This window comes from Halalkalibacter sp. APA_J-10(15), assembly GCF_023017105.1.
Taxonomy (GTDB): Bacteria; Bacillota; Bacilli; order Bacillales; family Bacillaceae_D; genus Halalkalibacter.
Genome location: NZ_JALKEV010000043.1, coordinates 1 through 1,104, shown reverse-complemented (window position 1 = coordinate 1,104; position 1,104 = coordinate 1). Strand labels below are relative to the sequence as shown.

The 1,104-nt window shown below is 45.7% G+C and carries 1 pseudogene; it reads right to left on the bottom strand.

The features are described 5' to 3' along the window. Positions 1 to 1,104: pseudogene (locus tag MW695_RS22125) on the bottom strand (hypothetical protein); the annotation flags it as partial.

The window sequence follows — 1,104 nt, the reverse complement described above, 5'->3', positions numbered from 1 at the left end:
ACCCTGCCCCCCCGAATTCACTCTCGGTCCCGTATTCAACTGGTTTGTTGTACTTCTCAGCGTTGTGCCTGCTAAACTACCACCTGCAACAATTCCGGCTACTCCAATACTATTTAACCAATGTTCCGCCGAGAAGGGGTCTTCAGGGGTAAAGGTACCCACGACCATTTCATCTCCGCCCATTGTAATGTAGTTAACGAACGTGGACATGCTCTTATCGTCCCTGAATTGGGCATAACGGTTTTCCATACCCTCCCATGTCCATACGGCTCCACCTACTAAGCCCAGCGTAATATAATTAGAAAAGTCATACCAGGAGTCGGTACTCTTTCGTGTCCTTTCTGTCATGCCTCCCCACCACATATCACCAATTTCCTTAAAGCTATTCAATGATTTCATAAATGGGTTTTGAGTCGTTTTCGCTTCACCGGTTTCTCCTGCATCGACTGTTGTATTCTTTGTTGACGCTGGAATCCCTGTAAAAGCAAGTGACACGATTCTTAATAGACTAAGATCTATTCGATGGGTAATCGTTTCGTTCCACCATGTTTTTAGGGCATCGACTGACACGCGACCTTCTAACGTGTCCTTTTGTTGTTTGGGTTCAAACGTCATCGTCGAACGCATGGCAGCCAACGGAACCTTCGTCGCAAATGAATACAGAAACTGAAACCTTGGGTCTGTACGGTAATGAAGTAAACTCCGACCTAGCGGGGAGTGGGCAAACCACCCTTGTCCCGTTCTAAGCTTCTCGTCAAACGACATTGTTTTCACATATTTCGTCAATCCTACTGTCGTCCGACCGATATGAGTATGGGTGACACCGGATTGGTTGGCGACTCGTTGCAGGAAGGATTCATTGGAAAGCACGGAAGCAAACGCTTTGTTCTTCTTTGCGTCGTTTACTACAGACTGAATTGTTGGTAGCTGCACTTGAAACCAGTCTGGTGTTTTTGATTGTGCTGTTTTCTTCTGCCCCGCTTTCATTAACACTTCTATTTCAGCCATGACCTCTTGAACGTGATGATGGTCTGTTTTTCCTCTTTTCGTAAAAGCGACTAATTGTTCCGTTACATCTGAAGTCACTTCCACTGTTTCTTCTTT